This is a genomic window from Nanoarchaeota archaeon (assembly GCA_018897155.1).
Lineage (GTDB): Archaea > EX4484-52 > EX4484-52 > EX4484-52 > LFW-46 > LFW-46.
This window is the reverse complement of the sequence record JAHILE010000041.1, coordinates 1-16,988: the sequence shown is the minus strand read 5'-3', so window position 1 is coordinate 16,988 and position 16,988 is coordinate 1. Positions and strand designations below refer to the sequence as shown.

Genomic DNA, 16,988 nt, shown 5'->3' with positions numbered 1-16,988 from the left:
CAGTTACTTTCTGCGAAAATGAAATATCTGCGTTTTTTATGGCACGTTTGTCTTTCTGCCTTATGATCCAACGAATCTTCTCGTTATTCAGCTTTTTCATGTATTCTATAATGGGGTGGAAATTAATTCGGGATAATACAACACCGTATTTAAATTCACTTAATGCCTAAATCCCGGCATCCTTTCTCAAAGCATCTGCCTTATCCGTCTTCTCCCAGGTGAAATCAGGATCATTCCTTCCGAAATGGCCGTATGCTGCTGTTTTTTTGTATATCGGGCGCTTCAGATTCAGATGGCTGATTATTGCAGCAGGCTTCATGCTGAAATGCTTGCGCACCAGCTCGGATATTTTTTCTTCTGCAATTTTGCCGGTTCTAAACGTATCCACAAGAACCGAAACAGGCTCTGCAACGCCTATTGAGTAAGCAAGCTGAACTTCGCATTTATCCGCAAGCCCTGCCGCGACTATGTTTTTTGCTACGTAGCGCGCCATGTATGCCCCGGACCTGTCGACTTTTGACGGGTCTTTACCGGAATTATGGCAAATAAAGCCGTTGGCAGTGAATGTGTGGGCTCCGGGCACCGTAAGGTCGTAGACTTTTGTTTTTGATTGTTGGATACTGACTGCGCGAGTATAATAACCATTCATGATGTAAAGTGTCCTAAGGTATTCGAAATCTAGTTCTCCTTCGAAATAATTGGCGTACGTATCCAAAAATTCCCGCAGTTTTTCGTATGTTAGCTCTTTAGTTGCTTTTCCTGTAGGGCTACGTGCAAGCCGGCCTATATTGGAAGCATCGCGCTGTTTTACAGCAGATGGAAGGCGGTTCCATAGGCGCTTAATGCGTTCTCGCTGCGCCGGAACAAGAGTGTTGTCGCGCTTCCTTTCTAAATCAATGCCATTAAGTATTTTGGCTTTACGGGATAATCCAAAACCAATTTCCTGTCTAAAGACGCGGGCACTTTCAGCGCCTTTGATTCTGAGGTGATAAAGAAGCCGCTTAGACGTAATTTTTCGTCCTTTGATAAACGCGCTCTTGCCTATTGTATCAACTGTTTGGATGCGGGTTATTATGCCAAAATTCAATAGCAAGATTTGCACATCATTAATTAATCCGTGCGAAGTTGATGTTAATTTGATATCCGGCGAATTCAAATATCTGCCGGTTCTGCGTATTGTTCCGTCGGTATCAAATAGTCCCCGTAAGAATGCTGCAGCAACATTTTTCGGAGTACTAAAAACGGCTTTTGGAACGCGCTTTTCCCATGAGCGGCATTTTCCCAACAACCCTAAATGCTCTAAATAAGCGCGAAGTTCAAGCCCTCCAAAGAATGCCCAATGGCCGAATATCTTCCCTTGTTTTCCAAAGAGCCGCGAGTAGAGATTTTGGACATTGCTTTTCATTTCTTCTTCACACACGCAGATAGAGATGCCATCTTTGAAATTACAATTGCCATCCCCGACCAAAAGGCCGAGAAGATATGCGTAATCTTCTGTAAGCTCTTTTGGGAAAGAAAAACTGTTTTTTCGATATGTACCGGGCTTATGTTCAAAATGGAAATCGCCGGCATTATATTTAGTTCCAAATAAACGGTTCTTGCGCTGGATTGCTATATAATCGGTTGGCTTTAATTCGTCTAATCTTCTCCATATATAGCTTCCGCTATCATTTACCACTCTTATGCACTGGTTGTATGTTCCTTCAAATTCGTAACCGTCGGCAGTACGGATTTTTAATGTTGGTAATTCTCCGTTATAATACCAAGCATCCGCAGGTGTGGGAGAAATATCTGTTTTAACGAGCTTGCCATTAATGCTCTTAAGGTCTGCAATCGGAGCAAGTCCATCTTGTGTGTTTACCATAGCGTCTCCGGCAACACAAAATGCGCCTCCTCCATGCCTTCCCATTCCGCCGTAAGTGTCAACAATTATTTTTCTCCCCGTGACTCCGGTATCCGCTTCAGGCCCGCCGACAACGAAGATTCCTGTTGCATTTATGAAATATTTTGTCTTTTCATCCAGGTATTTTTCGCAGACCGGCTTTATCACTTTTTCTATGATCTCGCGCTTTAGCTCGTCCTGCGCGACTTTCGGGTCGTGGTGCACTGCGATAACTACTGTATCCACCCTTTTTGGCTTTCCGTTTTCATATTCTACGGTGACCTGCGATTTTCCGTCAGGCCGGACCCAAGTGAGTATGCTTTTTTTCCTCACTTCCGCAAGGCGCCTTGTAAGCCCGTGGGCAAGCGATATTGGAAGCGGCATCAATTCCGGTGTTTCGTTGCATGCAAACCCGAACATTAATCCCTGGTCGCCAGCGCCCTGTTCATGGCTTTGGCTCGAATCGACGCCGACCGCAATATTCTGGCTCTGCTCATGTATTGCCGTCAGAACCGCGCAGTCCTGGTAATCAAGGCCGTATTCGGGATTGGTGTACCCTATTTCTTTAAGCGTTTCCCGTATGACTTTCTGTATATCGACATAGCAGTTTGTAGTGACTTCGCCAGCCACAACAACGAGCCCTGTTGAAGTCAGGGTTTCGCAGGCGACACGCCCGTTTGGATCTTTTTCAAGAATCGCATCAAGAATTGCGTCAGACACTTTATCTGCAATTTTGTCCGGATGACCTTCAGTTACTGATTCTGAAGTAAACAGCTGCTTAGTTTTTTGAGAATTTCCTGTTTTATTTTCTGGCATAAGAACCTGTTTTTTATTTGGCCCCGCATTATAAATATCTTTCTGACTTTTTTATTCCGATAGGAATATATGCTTTTGCAGATAATTTATCTGATGGTCTTTGATATAACAAAAATAGGCGAGATACGAAAGCGCATCGGTCTTACACAAAAGCAGTTTGCGAATAAATCCGGAGTCTCTCAAAGCATGATAGCAAAAATAGAGGCCGGCAGAATGGATCCAAGCTGGTCCAGCGTTCAGAAAATCGAGGCGTTTGTAAGCTCTTTTGAAAAAGAAAAGGAACTTGATGCCAAAGAAATAATGGTTCGGAAGATAATTTCTGTTGACAAGCGCATGGCTGCGCGTAAAGTAATAGAACTTATGAACAAGCACACCATTTCGCAGGTGCCGGTTCTTGAAGGCGACAATGTGCTTGGAATCATAACTGAAAGCAGCATACTCAATAAGGATTTAAGTGATATGGAGCATCTTAGCGCGTGGGATTTGATGATTGAGCCGCCGCCGATACTTTCCGAAAGCGCTAAAATTTCGGTCGTTGCATACCTTCTTAAGTCTTATCCGCTTGTGTTGATAAAAAAAGGAGGATTGCTCAAAGGGCTTATAACAAAAGCTGATTTGCTTAAAGTTCTTTCAGACTATTGAAGTATATATTCTTTTTCGCCCAAAGAAATATATGAAACTTGGGCAAATGGATAATCGGATAATAAAAATTATACTTGTTTCAGTAGGTGTTGCGGCATTTTTTGCAGTGATCAGCACAACATACAGCATATTTCAATCAAACAGTCCGGATGTTCTGAATAATTGTGTGCAGAAGCCTGTTCTTGTTTCATCAGAAGGTACGCTCATATTATCAAGAGATGATGCCGCAGCTTTTCTTGAAAGCCGGATAAACGGATCATTTACATTTATTCAAAATACTGTGGAGGTATGCAATCCCCCGAATATGGGCTATATGTACATCACACCTGATAACGTAAACTATGTTTTGTGTGAAGACGGCGAGTTTTATGCCTATGAAAACGTTTGCACCGAAGGCGGCCAGGCAGAGAGCCTCTTTTCAATGCTTTTTAAAAGTAAAAATGATGCCTCCGAAAAAAAATAATGTGGCTAAAGCCGTTATTCAACGATATAAATTTCTAATTTAATACATATTTATGAAAAAAACTGCAAAAGCCATTGCACTTATATCTGGAGGCATTGATAGCGTTGTTGCAGCGTATCTTGTGCAGCGCGAAGGCGTAGAAATTATTCCTGTATACTGTGACAATTCTTCTTTTTCGGGTGAAACTACGAAGAAGCGCGCGCTTGATGTGATTGCCCGAATCGCATCTTTTTCAAAAAAACCTCTTAAAGTGTATCTTGTCCCAAACGGCGAAACCCAGATAGCGATACTTAAGAACACGCCGCGCAAAATGACCTGCGTTTTCTGCAGGCGGATGATGCTGCGCATAGCGGAAAGAATCGCAATAATGGAATGTGCCAAAGGCGTGATAACCGGCGAGGCTATGGGGCAGAAAGCGAGCCAGACTCTTTCGAATATGCAGGTGACAACAGAGACAATACGGCTTCCTGTGCTTCGGCCGCTTCTTGGGCTTGATAAGATAGAGATTGAAAAAATCGCAAAGGATATAGGCACATTCGCGCTTTCAATACAGCCTGCGGTCTGCTGCACAATCACTCCTGAAAAGCCTTCTACTTCTGCTGATTTGCGCGACATTTTAGAAATCGAGAGCGCGTGGGATTATAAAGAAGCTGTCAAAACAGCTGTCAAGGGAATCAAAATTGTTGAGATTCGGGGCTAAATTAAGTCTTCAACAGGTATTTCGCGCGCATCAGTAAAGTTCCACATTCCGAGAAATTTTTTCTGGGCAACTTTCTTGAACTGGCCGTTCTCTATTTTCTTGAGGTTGTTCAGCACTTCATCAAAATGATTCGCATCAAATGTTTCGGAATTGTTTGCAGAATCTACGAATTTATGGATATCCTGGCCGGCTTCTGTTACTATTACTAATTCTGCCGCTATTCGTTTATCTTTCAGGCGTTTTGAGACTACTTTTATCTGTTTTCCGTCTTCTGTCTGGAAAACAACAAATCTGTGAAGCGCTTCACCTGCTTTGATATCCATTTTTAATCATTCTCCATTTGATTTGGGTTAAAATCATCTCGTTTGCTGTTGCAAACTCGAAGCTTTTGAGCTTCGCTTAAAATCCTTTCACAATCTTTGCTTGCTCTAGTTTTTTGAGCTTTGCTCAAAAAGCTTGCCATTTTAAGCCATTCACAAAATTCGTTGGGTTCAAAAACTTGGAAATCCTTTCGCTTCGCTCTAGGCTTTCGAGCATATCGAAATTCTCGAAGAATTTCCATGACGGAGTGGCATGATACGAATTACCTAGTTCTTGCTTGCGGATGCGAGTTTCGCGCCGGCTTTTCGCATATCCTCAATTGCTTTTTTTCTGATGTATTCATTCCATTCGGCGTCGCTTTTGTTTTCAGGTTTGCCTTTTAAGGTTTCGGCTTTTTTCTGGTCGAGACTTTTTTTCCTGAGTTCGTATTTTTCATCCATGATTTTGTCCATTAGGAGTGCCATAGCACTATTTGAAAGAGGAATGATTTAAGCTTTTGGGCAAGAAAAGCAAGCAATCGGTCTGAGTGCATGCATTGGTAGGTATTCGTATACTCGAGTAAACTATAAATAAAGACTTGTTCAAAATAATGGTATGAGAAAGCTTTTTTTCATTGCCTTGTTTTCTTTATTGCTTGTTGTTCCTTTTGTATCCGCCCTTCCAGATGCACCTCCATTGGTTTGGTTCACAGGAAATGAAAATCCGCCTTTTGACAATAATGGCGTTTTCACCGTGAACTGGGATCCGGTTACAAATGAAGAGATTTTGCGCTACAATATTTATTTGAATTATGCTTCAGGCGGAAACCCAATTCTTGTTGGTTCGAACACGACGCCAACAACATTTCTCTTTTCAGGATCTTCTGGCGGAAATTATACTTTCAAGGTTACTGCGGTAAATACAATCAATGAAGAAGGTCTTGGAACAATATCTGATTGGGTTTTCGTACACACCTCACGCCCGCTGATTAACTATGCACCGCCAACGCCGGAAAATAATGCATATACAAAAGAAAACTGGACCACAATAAGTGGTAATGTTTTGGATAGCTATATTGATACGACGATAATCAATTGGAATGGCGCCGATAATATATACCGCCATGCTTCAGGAATACTTTGGATGTATACTTTTGAAATGCCCACGCCTGGAAAATATACTTATTATGTTTGGGCAAATAATTCTGCGACAAACTTCATCAAAGGTGATGTTCGTTCCATAATCTACGATATTACCAAACCGTCACTATCCATTATTTCGCCTGTACAAGATGCTGTTTATGATTCGGTATCAATATCGTTGGACTATGTTGCCAGCGATGCAGCTCCCATTACATGTTCGTATGAGTACAACTCCATAAACACTACAATATTTGGTTGCGAGAATATCACATTTCTTCCAATATACAATAATAAAACAACAATTACGATCTGGGTGAGTGATGCAGCAGGCAATATGAATTCAGCATCTGCTGTTTTTACAGCCAATACTCCTTCAGCGCCAAAAATTATCTCAACAGTGCCTGAAAATAATAAAATGCTGGTTGCGCCATTGCTAAGCGGAAAATTTAATGATGTGATAAGCATAAAAACAGATAAACAAGCAAATTGTAGATATTCAACAACTCCGAATACAAGTTTTGAGTCTATGGCTAATTATTTTATCGCTGCAGAAAATAATACGCATAATACAACAGTTTCGCTTTCTGATAAAACCACGTACTTGTTTTATATTCGATGTAAAAGCCTCGATAATGCTATCAATACGGACGACTATTTGTTGCAGTTTTCTACTGCTGATTCCAACGGTTTGGTAATCATAGATCCTAATAGTACCGTTTTAAAGAATAATGTACTCCATATAAAAACAATAAAGGACAAGCCGACAGTTGTTAAAGTACCTCTTAAAACAAGAGCACTTTATAATGTATATGGAGTTACTGCGAAAGTTCCAGATGATGTTGCGATGAGTATTCAGGCGAAAGCGCCTGTGATGATATCGAATTCTGAAGCGTCTTATCTTACAATATATGCATTTCCGAGCGTTTCTGGCGTGTTAAAAACAAATATCACTTTGAGCCTTAGTACATATTCTTCTACTTTTTTGGTGGAGGTAACGACATATTATGATTTCTATCCGGAGTTTGATGCAGTTGATTTAGCTATACCCAACATATCATCGCAGATTCAAAATTTAAGTCTAAAAGGAGTTGATGTGACTAAGTATAATGTCGAATTGGAGCGCATGAAATCAGATATATCCGATATTTATTCGATATATTCTTCTGAAAACCCGGCTGAAGCCCGTGAAAAATTCTTGCAATTAAATGACTCTTTTAATCTTTTGAATGCAGACATTATGAGTGCTCAACGAAAAGCTGATGAATCTAATTCCTTGCTTGGCAGCATAAGTGACTCTGATAAAGGCGATTCTGATTCGGGCGGCGGTATAAGCCTCAGTGTTATCGTCATTGTAATAATTCTTGTTATTGTAGTGATAATCATTGCAACGTCTTATATGCCTGATAATGATGATAAGGATGCTTTGGCTGATGCGCCGCCAACTACTCCCGACAATCCAGGCGTTTAAGGGCGAATATCAAATAGTGCTTGCCATTACAATAGATTAGTGGGATGATGGGTTATAGCGCATCTATTTGTGCTTGCCTCTTTTTATCCGCGAAATTTCCAAATATGGATAACGGTCTATCTTCCGCGAAGAATTTTGGCTATAATATGTATCAATTCTACAAATACAGTAGCACACAAATGGATATGATCATCGCGACGCAACCCAATATCATACGACACGTCTCTCAAAATAGGGAGCTATCACTACAACAAATCCTTCGCTGTACTCATACTCAATACAATATATGGTCTCTTATGGCTTAAATATAGTCCATAAAACAATCATTACTGTGTTCATACGAACAATTGGATGTGCATATATTATCTTCAAGACGACGCATTGAGTTACCCTTTCAGTGAATCTAGTTAAAAAATAGAACTCGGCTTTATAGGTATTTTATAGAAGGTTCGAATTTATAAAGCCGATTTTTGATTAATTAATATCCTTGGCATGCGCTGCCTGCGGTTGCGACAACTGTGGTGCATGTAGCTTGAACATTAGCACCATTGTCATTCACTATTTTTATAGTATTTGTTGAACCAACAGCCATCGTACCTGCGGCTAAACCGGTTATTGTTACTGTTGCTACGTTCTTTGGTTGAAGTACTGCGTTAGGGGCAAGAGTTACTGTTGGGGTTATAACTCTACCATTCAGATAAACTACTCTGTTTGTGGCCGTGATTAAGTCAATAGGCAGAGTACCTGTATTTCTTATAATATATGACATAGATGTTGCTGATTGGTAATTTACTGTCTCTATTGAATATGCTGTCTGAGTGGTTTGCGTAATTTTTCCAAGCTGTTCAGTTCCTTGTGCTTGGGCACCCGTCTGCATCTGGCTTATCCACATATAAGCTAATCCCGCTGCTGCAACTGTCATCATGAGCAGCAAGACTATGGCAACCACCGCTGTTATTCCTTTTTTAGCTGTATTTACTGTCATTTTATCCACCTAATTTTTTAGTATGTCTGCTTGAAATTTTATTAGCAGTATGATTGTGAGGCCGATGTTATTTCGCATCGGTATGTATAGCTTGTGCCTGTATCAGCAACGACTTTTATGGTCCGTGATGGTGTTGCCGGATATATTGGAAATGTTATTGTTGTCAAGCTTACGGTAGTTATATCGCCTGGTTTAAGTATGGCGCCAATGCTGTATGTTATTGCACCGGTTACCGGCATGCCGTCTGAATATATTGTAAATTTTGTTAACTCGAATGTGTATGTTCCCGTGTTTTGTAATATGAAGTCAATCATTCCCGCATTGTTCCACATTGATGGGATTGTCATTTTCGCATCTGCTTTTGCAGCATCACTGGCATATTTATCTTCTGTGCTTTTTTGTATCTCTCTTTGCATATTCATAGTCCAAGTGTATGCCATGCCTGCTGCCGTAATTGCCATCATCACCAACAAAATCGTTGCAATTATTGCAGCAGCGCCCTTATTTTTCATCGACTCACCGAATATGGTCGATCATTTCAATTTCTTGATGATCTTGCCATTGTATTTTTGTTCAATTTTTACCAAAAACATGGCATTCAGCAGCACTGCGCCTAAAGTGAGCATTTGAAAAAATACCGACACAACAAATATTGAAAGGTTGTTAAATCGAATTGCCGCACCCACAAAAAGGCTTGCAATAATGACTATTGAAACAATAGTCATCATAAGCATCGTTAGCATATAGTCTTCTGTTTCATACTTTGATTTACCAGTTATCTCCACCATAGAAAATACCTTTGGTAAATATATTGTTGAATGGTATATATATACTTTTAGAATTCACTCGTAATAAACGCCTTTTTCTTTTTGTTTTGCGTCTTTTTGCGATTCCGGCTTGTTGGCTCTTGGCCGCCCCGTGTCCATTTCCCGCCGGAATGTTATGTTTAGGTCTTTTAAGAACTCATTCATGCCTTCCTTCAGGGCTTTCGGCTCTTTTGCATGGCCTTCTGAAGCAGGCTTTCCAAAGAACACTATTGAGCGATCTGATATATAGTGCAATAAAAGCATGTCATGGTCGATTATCATGGCGGTTTTCTGGTTCGATTCGATAAATTTGCGCATCATTTTTGAAAATAGCACTCTTTGCTCAACATCAAGATATGCCGACGGCTCGTCAAGCAGGTAAAAATCAACGCTTTGGCCAAGGCATATTGCAATTGCAACCCTTTGAAGCTCCCCTCCCGAAAGGCTTGCGACGCAGTTCTCAAGCAGGCCTTCAAGCTCAAGCGGCCGCAATATTTCCATTTTGAATTCCTGGGAAAGATAATTTTTGACGCTTTGTGAAAGAAGTTCGTTCACGCTTCCGACAAAATCGCTTTTAAGATATTGCGGTTTGTAAGCAATCCTGACCGCTTCTTTGAAATCAGTATTGTCAGGCTTTATTTCTCCGGCAAGAATTTTTGCGAATGTTGTTTTTCCAAGCGCGTTTGCCCCAAAGACGCCGACGATTTCGCCCGCCATAAGCGAACCCGAATCGACTTTTAGCGAGAATTCTGAGTCCTTGAATTTTTTTATGAACTCAGGATATTCCACAACACTGTAGTTTCCTTTGAATATCTGGCTCCCTGCCTTAAAATCAAGTGCCTCCTGCCTGAAGCGTATGTTCTCCTCTTTTATGAATCCGTCAAGATAAGCGTTTATGCCGCGCAGTGAATGATATGGCGCGGAAATTACGCCGTAAACTCCTGCATGCCCGAAGACGAGATGTATGGCGTCCGCCAGAATGTCAAGAGTCGCAAGGTCGTGCTCGACAACTATGATTGACTTGGTTTGCGCAATTTCCCTTATCGCTCTAGCAACAATTATTCTATGCCTTACGTCAAGAAATGATGATGGCTCGTCGAAATAATAGAAATCCGCTTCTTTGCACAGCGCTGCTGCAATTGCAACTCTTTGCAGCTCGCCGCCTGAAAGTTCAGACACATTTCGCGAAAGAATCGAATCTATTTCAAGCTTTTTTGCAAGCTCCGTGAAAATTCCGCGCTCGTCCTTTATTACGTCCGTGACTTTCCCTTTTATAGCATGCGGAATTTTGTCCACCTGCTGCGGCTTGTAAACTGCTTTTATTTTTCCGTCGCGCAGGTCTTTCAGGTATTTCATGAGCGTGCTGCCCTTGAAGCGGCCGATTATATCATCCCATTCTGCGCCGTTTTTCAGGTCGAACTTTCCAAGATTGGGTTTAAGGTTTCCGGAAAGAATCTGCAGAGCAGTTGTTTTTCCTATTCCGTTTGCTCCAAGAAGTCCCACTACTTTTCCTTTTTCAGGAATCGGTAGGCCATAAAGCCGAAAGGCGTTTTTGCCGTACTGATGAATCGGCTCGTCCAGTTCATGCTCCAGATTTATGATGGTTATTGCATTTTTCGGGCATTTTTTTACACAGATTCCGCACCCGACACATAGTTCTTCAGCTATGTAAACCTTGCCGCTCTTCTCGAATACAGTCTCATCGCCGGTACGGACGCGCGGGCAAAACCTTATGCATGGTTTGTCGCATTTATCCGGTTTGCATTTTTCGCGGTCGATGACTGCTATGCGTTTTCGCATATTCCATAAATGGATAATTAACTATTTAAAAAGAATTTGTCGCGTGTCTTTTATTTATCTTTGAGGTATAGCTCTTGATCGTCATCTTCTTCAGCATCATTTTTCTTCCCATAATCATTAGGCAGTATGGATGTCGCAACTATGATGATAATAATTGCTAAAAAAATTACTCCGATCGCAATCCATATATTGCCCGGGTCGTCGGCACCATTGATGCTTTCGTTTTGCATGTTTATGTTTTGCGCTTTTTTAATTTTACTTGAACTGTTTTCTATTGTTTGTAAGAAGTCATCATTTGATAAATCTTTGGATTTTTGGTTTTCTTCCATTTCAATGGTTTTTTCTTCGATGTTTTCAAGCTCTGTTCTTAAAGTGTCTACTTTTTCTTTTGCAGTGCTATACTTTCCGTTGTTGTACAAAGATATGCCGTCATTCACATCAGATAGCAATGTTTCTGTACTTGATATTAAATCGTCAACATCAGCGTTCTTTTTCTTCAATGCATCAAGGCGCGCAGCAAGTGCAATTCTTTTTTCTTTCAAGTCGTTTAGGTCATTACTGAATACCTTATAGACGGTTATTGAAATAGTCAATACAGCACTTGATTCGCCTTTTGTTATGTTTATTTTGGAATCAAATATGCCGAGGTCATTTGGAGTTATTGTAACTTCAAGCGTGCCTTCAGAACCTGCAGGAATAGTGTCTGAGCGAAGCTTTGCAATCATGTAATCTGCTCCGGTTCCAGTTAGTATTATTTCGGGTTTTACTATTGTCGATGATGCAATGTTTTTTATCGGGACGTTGAACGTTTTTGTTCTATCACTTAAAACTTCCACACGGAAGTATCCATTTTTAGCTATTTTTTCTTCAGGATCTATCAAAAGCTTGTTTGATCCATTCAATGTCGTGTATTTGAGATAATAATCCTCTAAATTTGCATTTCCTAACATGTCTTTACAGCGCACAAATATCCTGTATTCTCTTGAATCAGTTATGTTCATCGTTGTGTTATGTATGGTTGAATTTGTGGTTTTGAACAAATCCATCGAATCAAAATCAGTGCCTTTTTCTGTGGAAAAGCCGCATTGTGAAATTATGTCGGTTCTTACGCCGATATGCAGAACATTGTTTCCGCTAAGAGACGGGGGTGTCAGCATTGAATTATTTTCGGGCGTGTGCGAGAAAATTGCCGGAGGAATTGCCGTGGTGAATGTTGTGCTTTGAGATATTAAATTGCCTGAAGAGGTTCTTATCCAGAGCGTTAATTTTGACGCAGCATTTCGTATTGCCGAAAAATTCGAATTTCCGCAGTTTGTAAGCGTTACATTCTTTTTGTTGTACTCATACCAGCACAAATATGTGCCTGTGTCGAAATAACCATACTCTAGGGGTATTTGAAGCGCGTCATATGTTTTATTTGCTGGCGATAAAAGGGATATTTGTTGATAGCTTGGATTATATCTTATGGTTCTTTTTTCGCTGATATTTATGTTTCCGACAGAATCATTCGCCCATACATAATAGGTATACAGCCGCTCATCCATCAGAATTTTTGAAACATCCCAGTATGTTCCGTAATATGTGAATGTGTTGGTTTCGTTTGCGCCATTCCAATTAAGTATGAGATTCAGCCCTGATTCTGCAATGCTTATTCCGACTTTGTTCGTTCCGCTTCCATATGAAATGCTGTTTATATATACCAACATTCCGTTAATAATATACCTGTTTCCGGCAATTACTCTTTCTGAAGTGCCGCTATCCATAGTTATGTATGCCGTAGATGCATCGGAAACCATATCAACTTTAACTTTATGGGCTATTGAGCCCGCAATTATCGAAGATTCAGAGCCTTCATTTATGAGTGTGTTGCTGTTTGAGCCGCTTACGTTGATAGTTATCCATATTTTTTTTATTTTCATATATGCGCCGTTTGCAGGGGACGTGGAGTAAAAATATACTTTCGGAGCAAGAGCATCTACGAACATCCAATCGGACGTAGCATTTGGGCCTTGCTTTCCGGTGGTGTTAATCGCGGCGATTTTAAATTGATATTTCATTCCATTAGCCCCTGAAAAAATAAATCCTGTAGCGCTTGTGTTTGTCGATTTTAGTATTGTTTTGCCGTTCAGGGAATTTACTACAAACACCGTGTAATTCGATATATCTTCATTTGAAACTGCGCTCCAGTTTACATTAAAGCAGCTTGGAGCATAATGCTGTGATGTGTTTCCTTCAAACCATATAGAAGATGCGGTGTCTGGAATTGCGAACGCCATGACAGAAGAGATGAAGATTAAAAAGCCGATTGCAAGCCATTTCATATCAGATTATTGTGCGCGCCTTTATATATGCGTTGCTTTCATTACAACAAGCTCTTCCCAGTCAAATTTCTCTCGTGCAATTATTATTGCATTAAAGCCGATTTTTTCAAAATGCTGCAGCGTTTTTTCATAATGCGAAATCGAGGATTCAAGAAGAAATATTTTGCCGCGCGCATTCAGGAATTTTGGCGCATCTTCCAGGAATCTTTCAATCACTTTTCTTCCGTCATGCCCGCCGTCAAGTGCGATGTCCTGCGTTATTTGCTCATCAGGCAGATACGGCGGATTGAAGATGATGATGTCAAACTTTTCATTTATATTTGAGAACAAATTGCTTTCGCGAAATTCGACGTTTTTTATGCCATTTATTTTCACGTTCTCTTTTGCGCAGTTTATTGCTTTCGGATTTATGTCAACTGCAAGGACAGATTTTGCGAATCGCGCGGCAAATAGCGCAATAATTCCGCTTCCGGTGCCGATTTCCAGGACCGTTTTGTTTTTCAAATCCGAATTTTGGAGCGCGGAAATCAGAAGAAATGTGTCTTCTGCGGGCTCATAGACGTTTTCAAAGACGTTGATTTTAAGGCCGTAAAGTTCAAGCATATCGATTTTCCGAGAATTATTAGCGAGCATGGAGGGATAAGTTCGGAATATTTTAGAATTCCATTGAACCCCCGACCCCTGGCTTAGAAGGCCTACACCGCAGCTGCATTTAAGCCGACGTAATGACAGGTGACTGCATCGAAAATGCAGTCTTGAAAATCATAATGATTTTCAAGCTTTGCATACCAAGGTGCAAATCGCCCTAAGCGCCGGCCGATTATGCGGCCGCAACAGTGCTCTATCCAAGCTGAGCTACATGCCCACTGCAATAATTCTTTGTAGATGTATTTAAATAGAAATCGCCTAATTCGCGCCGATGACCTTTCCGAATTCTTCTGCTATTTTCTCAGCTTCCTCGTGCGACTTCACGTTTTTTGCCATTATCTTGCCGCTTTTAAATAGTGTGATGCCGATATCGCCTGATTTCAGAAGCAGGACTTCCGGCGTTTCTACTGATAATTTAAAGCGCGAGCCTTTTGTTTTCTCAATAATGCCTTGAAAATCTAGTTTGCGCAGATTATCAAAATTAATTACAAAAACAGTTCCGCCTGCGCAAGGTTTGACGATGAATGACATGAGCATCCTCTCTTGTAAGCATATTTATTCGCGCGGGAAGCTTAAAGGCTTAATACGTGTCTTTTAATGACATTTCATCCATAATAAAAGCTTTTAAAGTAACTATACAATAGTAATTAATGATTTTATGGTTGATGAAAAGATGCTTGTAAAAACACTTGATGAGTACATTCCTATGCATGCAGTTGTATCTTTGCATAATGGCCTTCGCGTTGCATCCGACAGTGAAATTACTGCCAAGCGAGCCGATGAAGTGGCTGCTTACTCCGAAACTTTTTTTAAGAGTAATGAAGGGGATACAAAAGTGGATTCGAAAATATTAAGTTTCTACAATGACTTAAAATTTGAACAACTGACAGAAAAAATAGGCGCAGCCTTTTTACTGACAGTACTATATCCTGCTGATTTTGACATAACGAAACTGCAAAAAATAAACGAAACGCGCAAACCGCGTATTTCTGAATGCCTTTATGAAGTTTCCAAAGTTGTTATGCCAAAAGAACCTGCGGAAGAAAAACCGAAAGTTCCGGGTTTTGAAAGTTATTTTTAATGAGGTTTTAATATGTCTGAAGAAAATCTAAAATATGTCAAAGAAATCAAAGGAGCGATAAATGTAAGGCCTACTTTAGCCTTTAGCGAGCAAGATGCTGTAAATGGCAGCTTTCAGGTTGATGTAATAGGCATACCTGGAAAGAAGACGTTTGAATTCGCGTATGCGTCAAAAAACAGCATAAGCGTTCTTGTCAATGCGCCCGAAAATCATTATGAGCGAATTATTGAAACAAAAATTGGTGCAAAGGATGCCTTGCAGCAGATATACAAGGAAATTTCTTCATTCGAGGACATTGCAAGCAGCGATGAAACCCTTGAATTTCAGCTCAAGCACTATGTGGCAGGGCTGAGTGTAGGAAAAAATATTAAAAAAGATTCTAAATAACGCGAGGTCCCTTAAAAAATCCGTTTTCCTTATGCACAGTGTTTGAAAGCGCGTCTTCCTGGCTTAAGCATTCTTCAACTACGTCGTCGCGCAATGCGTTCTTTGTCTCTATCGGCTGGAAAGCAGGCTCTACGCCGTCTGTTTTCGCGCGGTCGAGGGAACCGAACGCCTTAAGAATGTCGTTCATATCACGTTCGAACTTTGCCTTTTCGGCATCGGTTAGAGAGAGGCGCGCGACTTTTGCGACTTTGTCAATGATGTTTTCTGGCATGCTATTATTTTTGCGCGCGAAAGTTTAAAAGCCGAAAATACATGATTCCGCATATACTTTCCTTTAATCCTTCTTGTAGGCTGTCGAAATCTATAGAGCCCGCGATAATTGCGCATTGTTTTTGGTGTGCCGTTATATCTGAAAGACACACGCCATCTAAATCTTTTATTTGTCCGTCGTTTCTAAAGTCACGCGGGCATTCTCTATTGTAGCGTATCAGCCACAGTGATAGCATATGTTCCTGATTTTTATAAAAATCTCCTTTTGAAGTGCTGAAATCAGTGCCCGTGCTTATTTGAGCGTAATCTCCGTAGCATTGATTGTTTTTTGATTTTTACGGCAGATGTCGATAAACTATATAAAGATTTACGTACATTTCTTCTTAGTGGATTAGTGATGTGTCACGTGTAAGTAACTATTATTTTTTATATATGGTGATTTCATGTTTTTTACAAATAAATTAAAATTTTTTACGCGCTTTTTTTTCTTCAATTGATTCACGTCTGTTAGACGCAATCATATTGAAGCATCGCGAATGTAATTTTATTTGTGATGATAAAAAAGCCGATGAAAGACAATCAAGACACTACACATAGAGGTGTTTATCTAATTCTATTCAAGTTTTGCGTTTTTTAAAATTCACACTCAAATTTCAGTTTTTGTGAATTGATATTTGAGCTCAACTGCCCAAAAAACGCAAAACTTCAGTAATTCTAGAATGATTTGTCTTTCGAAATTACTCTCACACAGCCTCAAAGATGGTGATGGTATCTGGCGGTACCAGTACTTTTTTTTGAGGGGATGGAATATAAACGGCAGCGCAGTGTGAGCTCAGGCGTTGCTGATAGGTGTAAATATGGTAAACTTCAAAGCCCCAGTTAATACTGGGCAAGACAAAAAGAAGAAGACCGAAGAACGGGAAAGTCTGGAACGCATAAATCGCGCGATTAATGGAATCGGTGATTGCTGATGGGTAAGACTATCAAAGTGCAAACGGAGAAACCCTGGAAACGAAAGGATGATATGGATCCTCTCGTTCTTACAAAGTCAAAGGAGAGAGATCCGTTTGAAAAACAGAATGACAACAAACGTTTTCAGGACTTTCAGAAGGGAGGTTCAGAAGCAGTTAAGAGAAATAAACCTCTTGCGCAATTAACCACATAAACTCCAAAAACCATGTTATCTCAGGGGAGATAACATGATAACCTATGAAAAACTGTATAAAAAAACGAATTCTTTCAGGTCATTTACAGGCATTACTGCGCCTGAATTCGAT

18 protein-coding genes and 1 tRNA gene are annotated in these 16,988 nt (G+C 40.4%); 7 read left to right on the top strand and 12 right to left on the bottom strand.

Going from position 1 to position 16,988, the window contains the following annotated elements; all coding sequences use genetic code 11:
• Nucleotides 1-166: 166 nt before the first annotated feature.
• The gene (gene metK / locus KKB09_05090) at nt 167-2,698 is read right to left on the bottom strand and encodes a methionine adenosyltransferase (GenBank protein MBU4300565.1); all 2,532 of its coding nucleotides are present in this window, start codon (nt 2,696-2,698) and stop codon (nt 167-169) included.
• A gap of 93 nt (nt 2,699-2,791) precedes the next feature.
• On the opposite strand from metK, the gene KKB09_05085 reads away from it, so the two are divergent.
• The 3 genes from KKB09_05085 to KKB09_05075 are packed head-to-tail and all read left to right on the top strand — an operon-like array spanning nt 2,792 to nt 4,503.
• A complete protein-coding gene (locus tag KKB09_05085; GenBank protein MBU4300564.1) occupies nt 2,792-3,340 on the top strand; it encodes a CBS domain-containing protein in 549 nt (182 codons plus the stop codon).
• Nucleotides 3,341-3,371: 31 nt separating this feature from the next.
• Nucleotides 3,372-3,803 (top strand): hypothetical protein, encoded by a 432-nt coding sequence (locus KKB09_05080; protein MBU4300563.1) that lies wholly within the window; start codon nt 3,372-3,374, stop codon nt 3,801-3,803.
• 52 nt (nt 3,804-3,855) lie between these two features.
• Nucleotides 3,856-4,503: a hypothetical protein gene (locus tag KKB09_05075; protein MBU4300562.1), complete on the top strand. Its 648-nt coding sequence runs from the start codon at nt 3,856-3,858 to the stop codon at nt 4,501-4,503.
• On the opposite strand, the gene KKB09_05070 is transcribed toward KKB09_05075, so the two are convergent.
• Both KKB09_05070 and KKB09_05065 read right to left on the bottom strand, forming a co-directional pair.
• The gene (locus KKB09_05070) at nt 4,500-4,826 is read right to left on the bottom strand and encodes a hypothetical protein (GenBank protein MBU4300561.1); all 327 of its coding nucleotides are present in this window, start codon (nt 4,824-4,826) and stop codon (nt 4,500-4,502) included. The genes KKB09_05075 and KKB09_05070 overlap by 4 nt on opposite strands.
• A gap of 264 nt (nt 4,827-5,090) precedes the next feature.
• Nucleotides 5,091-5,288, bottom strand: a complete 198-nt coding sequence (locus tag KKB09_05065) for a hypothetical protein (protein MBU4300560.1) — start codon at nt 5,286-5,288, stop codon at nt 5,091-5,093.
• Nucleotides 5,289-5,418: 130 nt separating this feature from the next.
• Here KKB09_05065 and KKB09_05060 point away from each other — a divergent pair, with 130 nt between their 5' ends.
• Nucleotides 5,419-7,413, top strand: a complete 1,995-nt coding sequence (locus KKB09_05060; GenBank protein MBU4300559.1) for a fibronectin type III domain-containing protein — start codon at nt 5,419-5,421, stop codon at nt 7,411-7,413.
• 478 nt (nt 7,414-7,891) lie between these two features.
• Here KKB09_05060 and KKB09_05055 read toward each other — a convergent pair whose 3' ends face one another.
• The 8 genes from KKB09_05055 to KKB09_05020 all read right to left on the bottom strand — a co-directional run bounded on the left by KKB09_05055 (nt 7,892) and on the right by KKB09_05020 (nt 14,504).
• Nucleotides 7,892-8,398: a hypothetical protein gene (locus tag KKB09_05055; protein MBU4300558.1), complete on the bottom strand. Its 507-nt coding sequence runs from the start codon at nt 8,396-8,398 to the stop codon at nt 7,892-7,894.
• Nucleotides 8,399-8,439: 41 nt separating this feature from the next.
• Nucleotides 8,440-8,910, bottom strand: a complete 471-nt coding sequence (locus KKB09_05050; GenBank protein MBU4300557.1) for a hypothetical protein — start codon at nt 8,908-8,910, stop codon at nt 8,440-8,442.
• Nucleotides 8,911-8,931: 21 nt separating this feature from the next.
• A complete protein-coding gene (locus KKB09_05045) occupies nt 8,932-9,186 on the bottom strand; it encodes a hypothetical protein (GenBank protein MBU4300556.1) in 255 nt (84 codons plus the stop codon).
• Between the two features lie 54 nt (nt 9,187-9,240).
• A complete protein-coding gene (locus tag KKB09_05040; GenBank protein MBU4300555.1) occupies nt 9,241-11,004 on the bottom strand; it encodes a ribosome biogenesis/translation initiation ATPase RLI in 1,764 nt (587 codons plus the stop codon).
• A 50-nt stretch (nt 11,005-11,054) separates the two neighbouring features.
• A complete protein-coding gene (locus KKB09_05035) occupies nt 11,055-13,325 on the bottom strand; it encodes a hypothetical protein (protein ID MBU4300554.1) in 2,271 nt (756 codons plus the stop codon).
• Nucleotides 13,326-13,346: 21 nt separating this feature from the next.
• The gene (locus KKB09_05030) at nt 13,347-13,928 is read right to left on the bottom strand and encodes a methyltransferase (protein ID MBU4300553.1); all 582 of its coding nucleotides are present in this window, start codon (nt 13,926-13,928) and stop codon (nt 13,347-13,349) included.
• A gap of 23 nt (nt 13,929-13,951) precedes the next feature.
• Nucleotides 13,952-14,190: transfer RNA gene (locus KKB09_05025), tRNA-OTHER, on the bottom strand.
• Between the two features lie 41 nt (nt 14,191-14,231).
• Entirely contained in the window at nt 14,232-14,504 is a 273-nt protein-coding gene (locus tag KKB09_05020) for a hypothetical protein (protein MBU4300552.1), read from the bottom strand.
• A 127-nt stretch (nt 14,505-14,631) separates the two neighbouring features.
• Here KKB09_05020 and KKB09_05015 point away from each other — a divergent pair, with 127 nt between their 5' ends.
• Both KKB09_05015 and KKB09_05010 read left to right on the top strand, forming a co-directional pair.
• Nucleotides 14,632-15,054: a hypothetical protein gene (locus tag KKB09_05015; GenBank protein ID MBU4300551.1), complete on the top strand. Its 423-nt coding sequence runs from the start codon at nt 14,632-14,634 to the stop codon at nt 15,052-15,054.
• Between the two features lie 12 nt (nt 15,055-15,066).
• Nucleotides 15,067-15,441: a hypothetical protein gene (locus KKB09_05010; protein ID MBU4300550.1), complete on the top strand. Its 375-nt coding sequence runs from the start codon at nt 15,067-15,069 to the stop codon at nt 15,439-15,441.
• Here the strand turns inward: KKB09_05010 and gatC are convergent.
• Nucleotides 15,434-15,712: an Asp-tRNA(Asn)/Glu-tRNA(Gln) amidotransferase subunit GatC gene (gatC, locus tag KKB09_05005; protein ID MBU4300549.1), complete on the bottom strand. Its 279-nt coding sequence runs from the start codon at nt 15,710-15,712 to the stop codon at nt 15,434-15,436. The two genes, KKB09_05010 and gatC, sit on opposite strands and share 8 nt — an antisense overlap.
• A 969-nt stretch (nt 15,713-16,681) precedes the next feature.
• Between gatC and KKB09_05000 the strand changes: the two genes are divergently transcribed.
• Nucleotides 16,682-16,876: a hypothetical protein gene (locus KKB09_05000; protein ID MBU4300548.1), complete on the top strand. Its 195-nt coding sequence runs from the start codon at nt 16,682-16,684 to the stop codon at nt 16,874-16,876.
• The last annotated feature ends 112 nt before the right edge of the window (nt 16,877-16,988 follow it).

What these genes read in the sequence shown, in the direction of transcription:
- KKB09_05020 (MBU4300552.1), bottom strand. Translation starts at nt 14,504, where the DNA reads ATGTCATTCATCGTCAAACCTTGCGCAGGCGGAACTGTTTTTGTAATT.
- KKB09_05035 (MBU4300554.1), bottom strand. Translation starts at nt 13,325, where the DNA reads ATGAAATGGCTTGCAATCGGCTTTTTAATCTTCATCTCTTCTGTCATG.
- KKB09_05045 (MBU4300556.1), bottom strand. Translation starts at nt 9,186, where the DNA reads ATGGTGGAGATAACTGGTAAATCAAAGTATGAAACAGAAGACTATATG.
- gatC (MBU4300549.1), bottom strand. Translation starts at nt 15,712, where the DNA reads ATGCCAGAAAACATCATTGACAAAGTCGCAAAAGTCGCGCGCCTCTCT.
- metK (MBU4300565.1), bottom strand. Translation starts at nt 2,698, where the DNA reads ATGCCAGAAAATAAAACAGGAAATTCTCAAAAAACTAAGCAGCTGTTT.
- KKB09_05070 (MBU4300561.1), bottom strand. Translation starts at nt 4,826, where the DNA reads ATGGATATCAAAGCAGGTGAAGCGCTTCACAGATTTGTTGTTTTCCAG.
- KKB09_05010 (MBU4300550.1), top strand. Translation starts at nt 15,067, where the DNA reads ATGTCTGAAGAAAATCTAAAATATGTCAAAGAAATCAAAGGAGCGATA.
- KKB09_05055 (MBU4300558.1), bottom strand. Translation starts at nt 8,398, where the DNA reads ATGACAGTAAATACAGCTAAAAAAGGAATAACAGCGGTGGTTGCCATA.
- KKB09_05040 (MBU4300555.1), bottom strand. Translation starts at nt 11,004, where the DNA reads ATGCGAAAACGCATAGCAGTCATCGACCGCGAAAAATGCAAACCGGAT.
- KKB09_05000 (MBU4300548.1), top strand. Translation starts at nt 16,682, where the DNA reads ATGGGTAAGACTATCAAAGTGCAAACGGAGAAACCCTGGAAACGAAAG.
- KKB09_05060 (MBU4300559.1), top strand. Translation starts at nt 5,419, where the DNA reads ATGAGAAAGCTTTTTTTCATTGCCTTGTTTTCTTTATTGCTTGTTGTT.
- KKB09_05015 (MBU4300551.1), top strand. Translation starts at nt 14,632, where the DNA reads ATGGTTGATGAAAAGATGCTTGTAAAAACACTTGATGAGTACATTCCT.
- KKB09_05085 (MBU4300564.1), top strand. Translation starts at nt 2,792, where the DNA reads ATGGTCTTTGATATAACAAAAATAGGCGAGATACGAAAGCGCATCGGT.
- KKB09_05050 (MBU4300557.1), bottom strand. Translation starts at nt 8,910, where the DNA reads ATGAAAAATAAGGGCGCTGCTGCAATAATTGCAACGATTTTGTTGGTG.
- KKB09_05080 (MBU4300563.1), top strand. Translation starts at nt 3,372, where the DNA reads ATGAAACTTGGGCAAATGGATAATCGGATAATAAAAATTATACTTGTT.
- KKB09_05065 (MBU4300560.1), bottom strand. Translation starts at nt 5,288, where the DNA reads ATGGCACTCCTAATGGACAAAATCATGGATGAAAAATACGAACTCAGG.
- KKB09_05030 (MBU4300553.1), bottom strand. Translation starts at nt 13,928, where the DNA reads ATGCTTGAACTTTACGGCCTTAAAATCAACGTCTTTGAAAACGTCTAT.
- KKB09_05075 (MBU4300562.1), top strand. Translation starts at nt 3,856, where the DNA reads ATGAAAAAAACTGCAAAAGCCATTGCACTTATATCTGGAGGCATTGAT.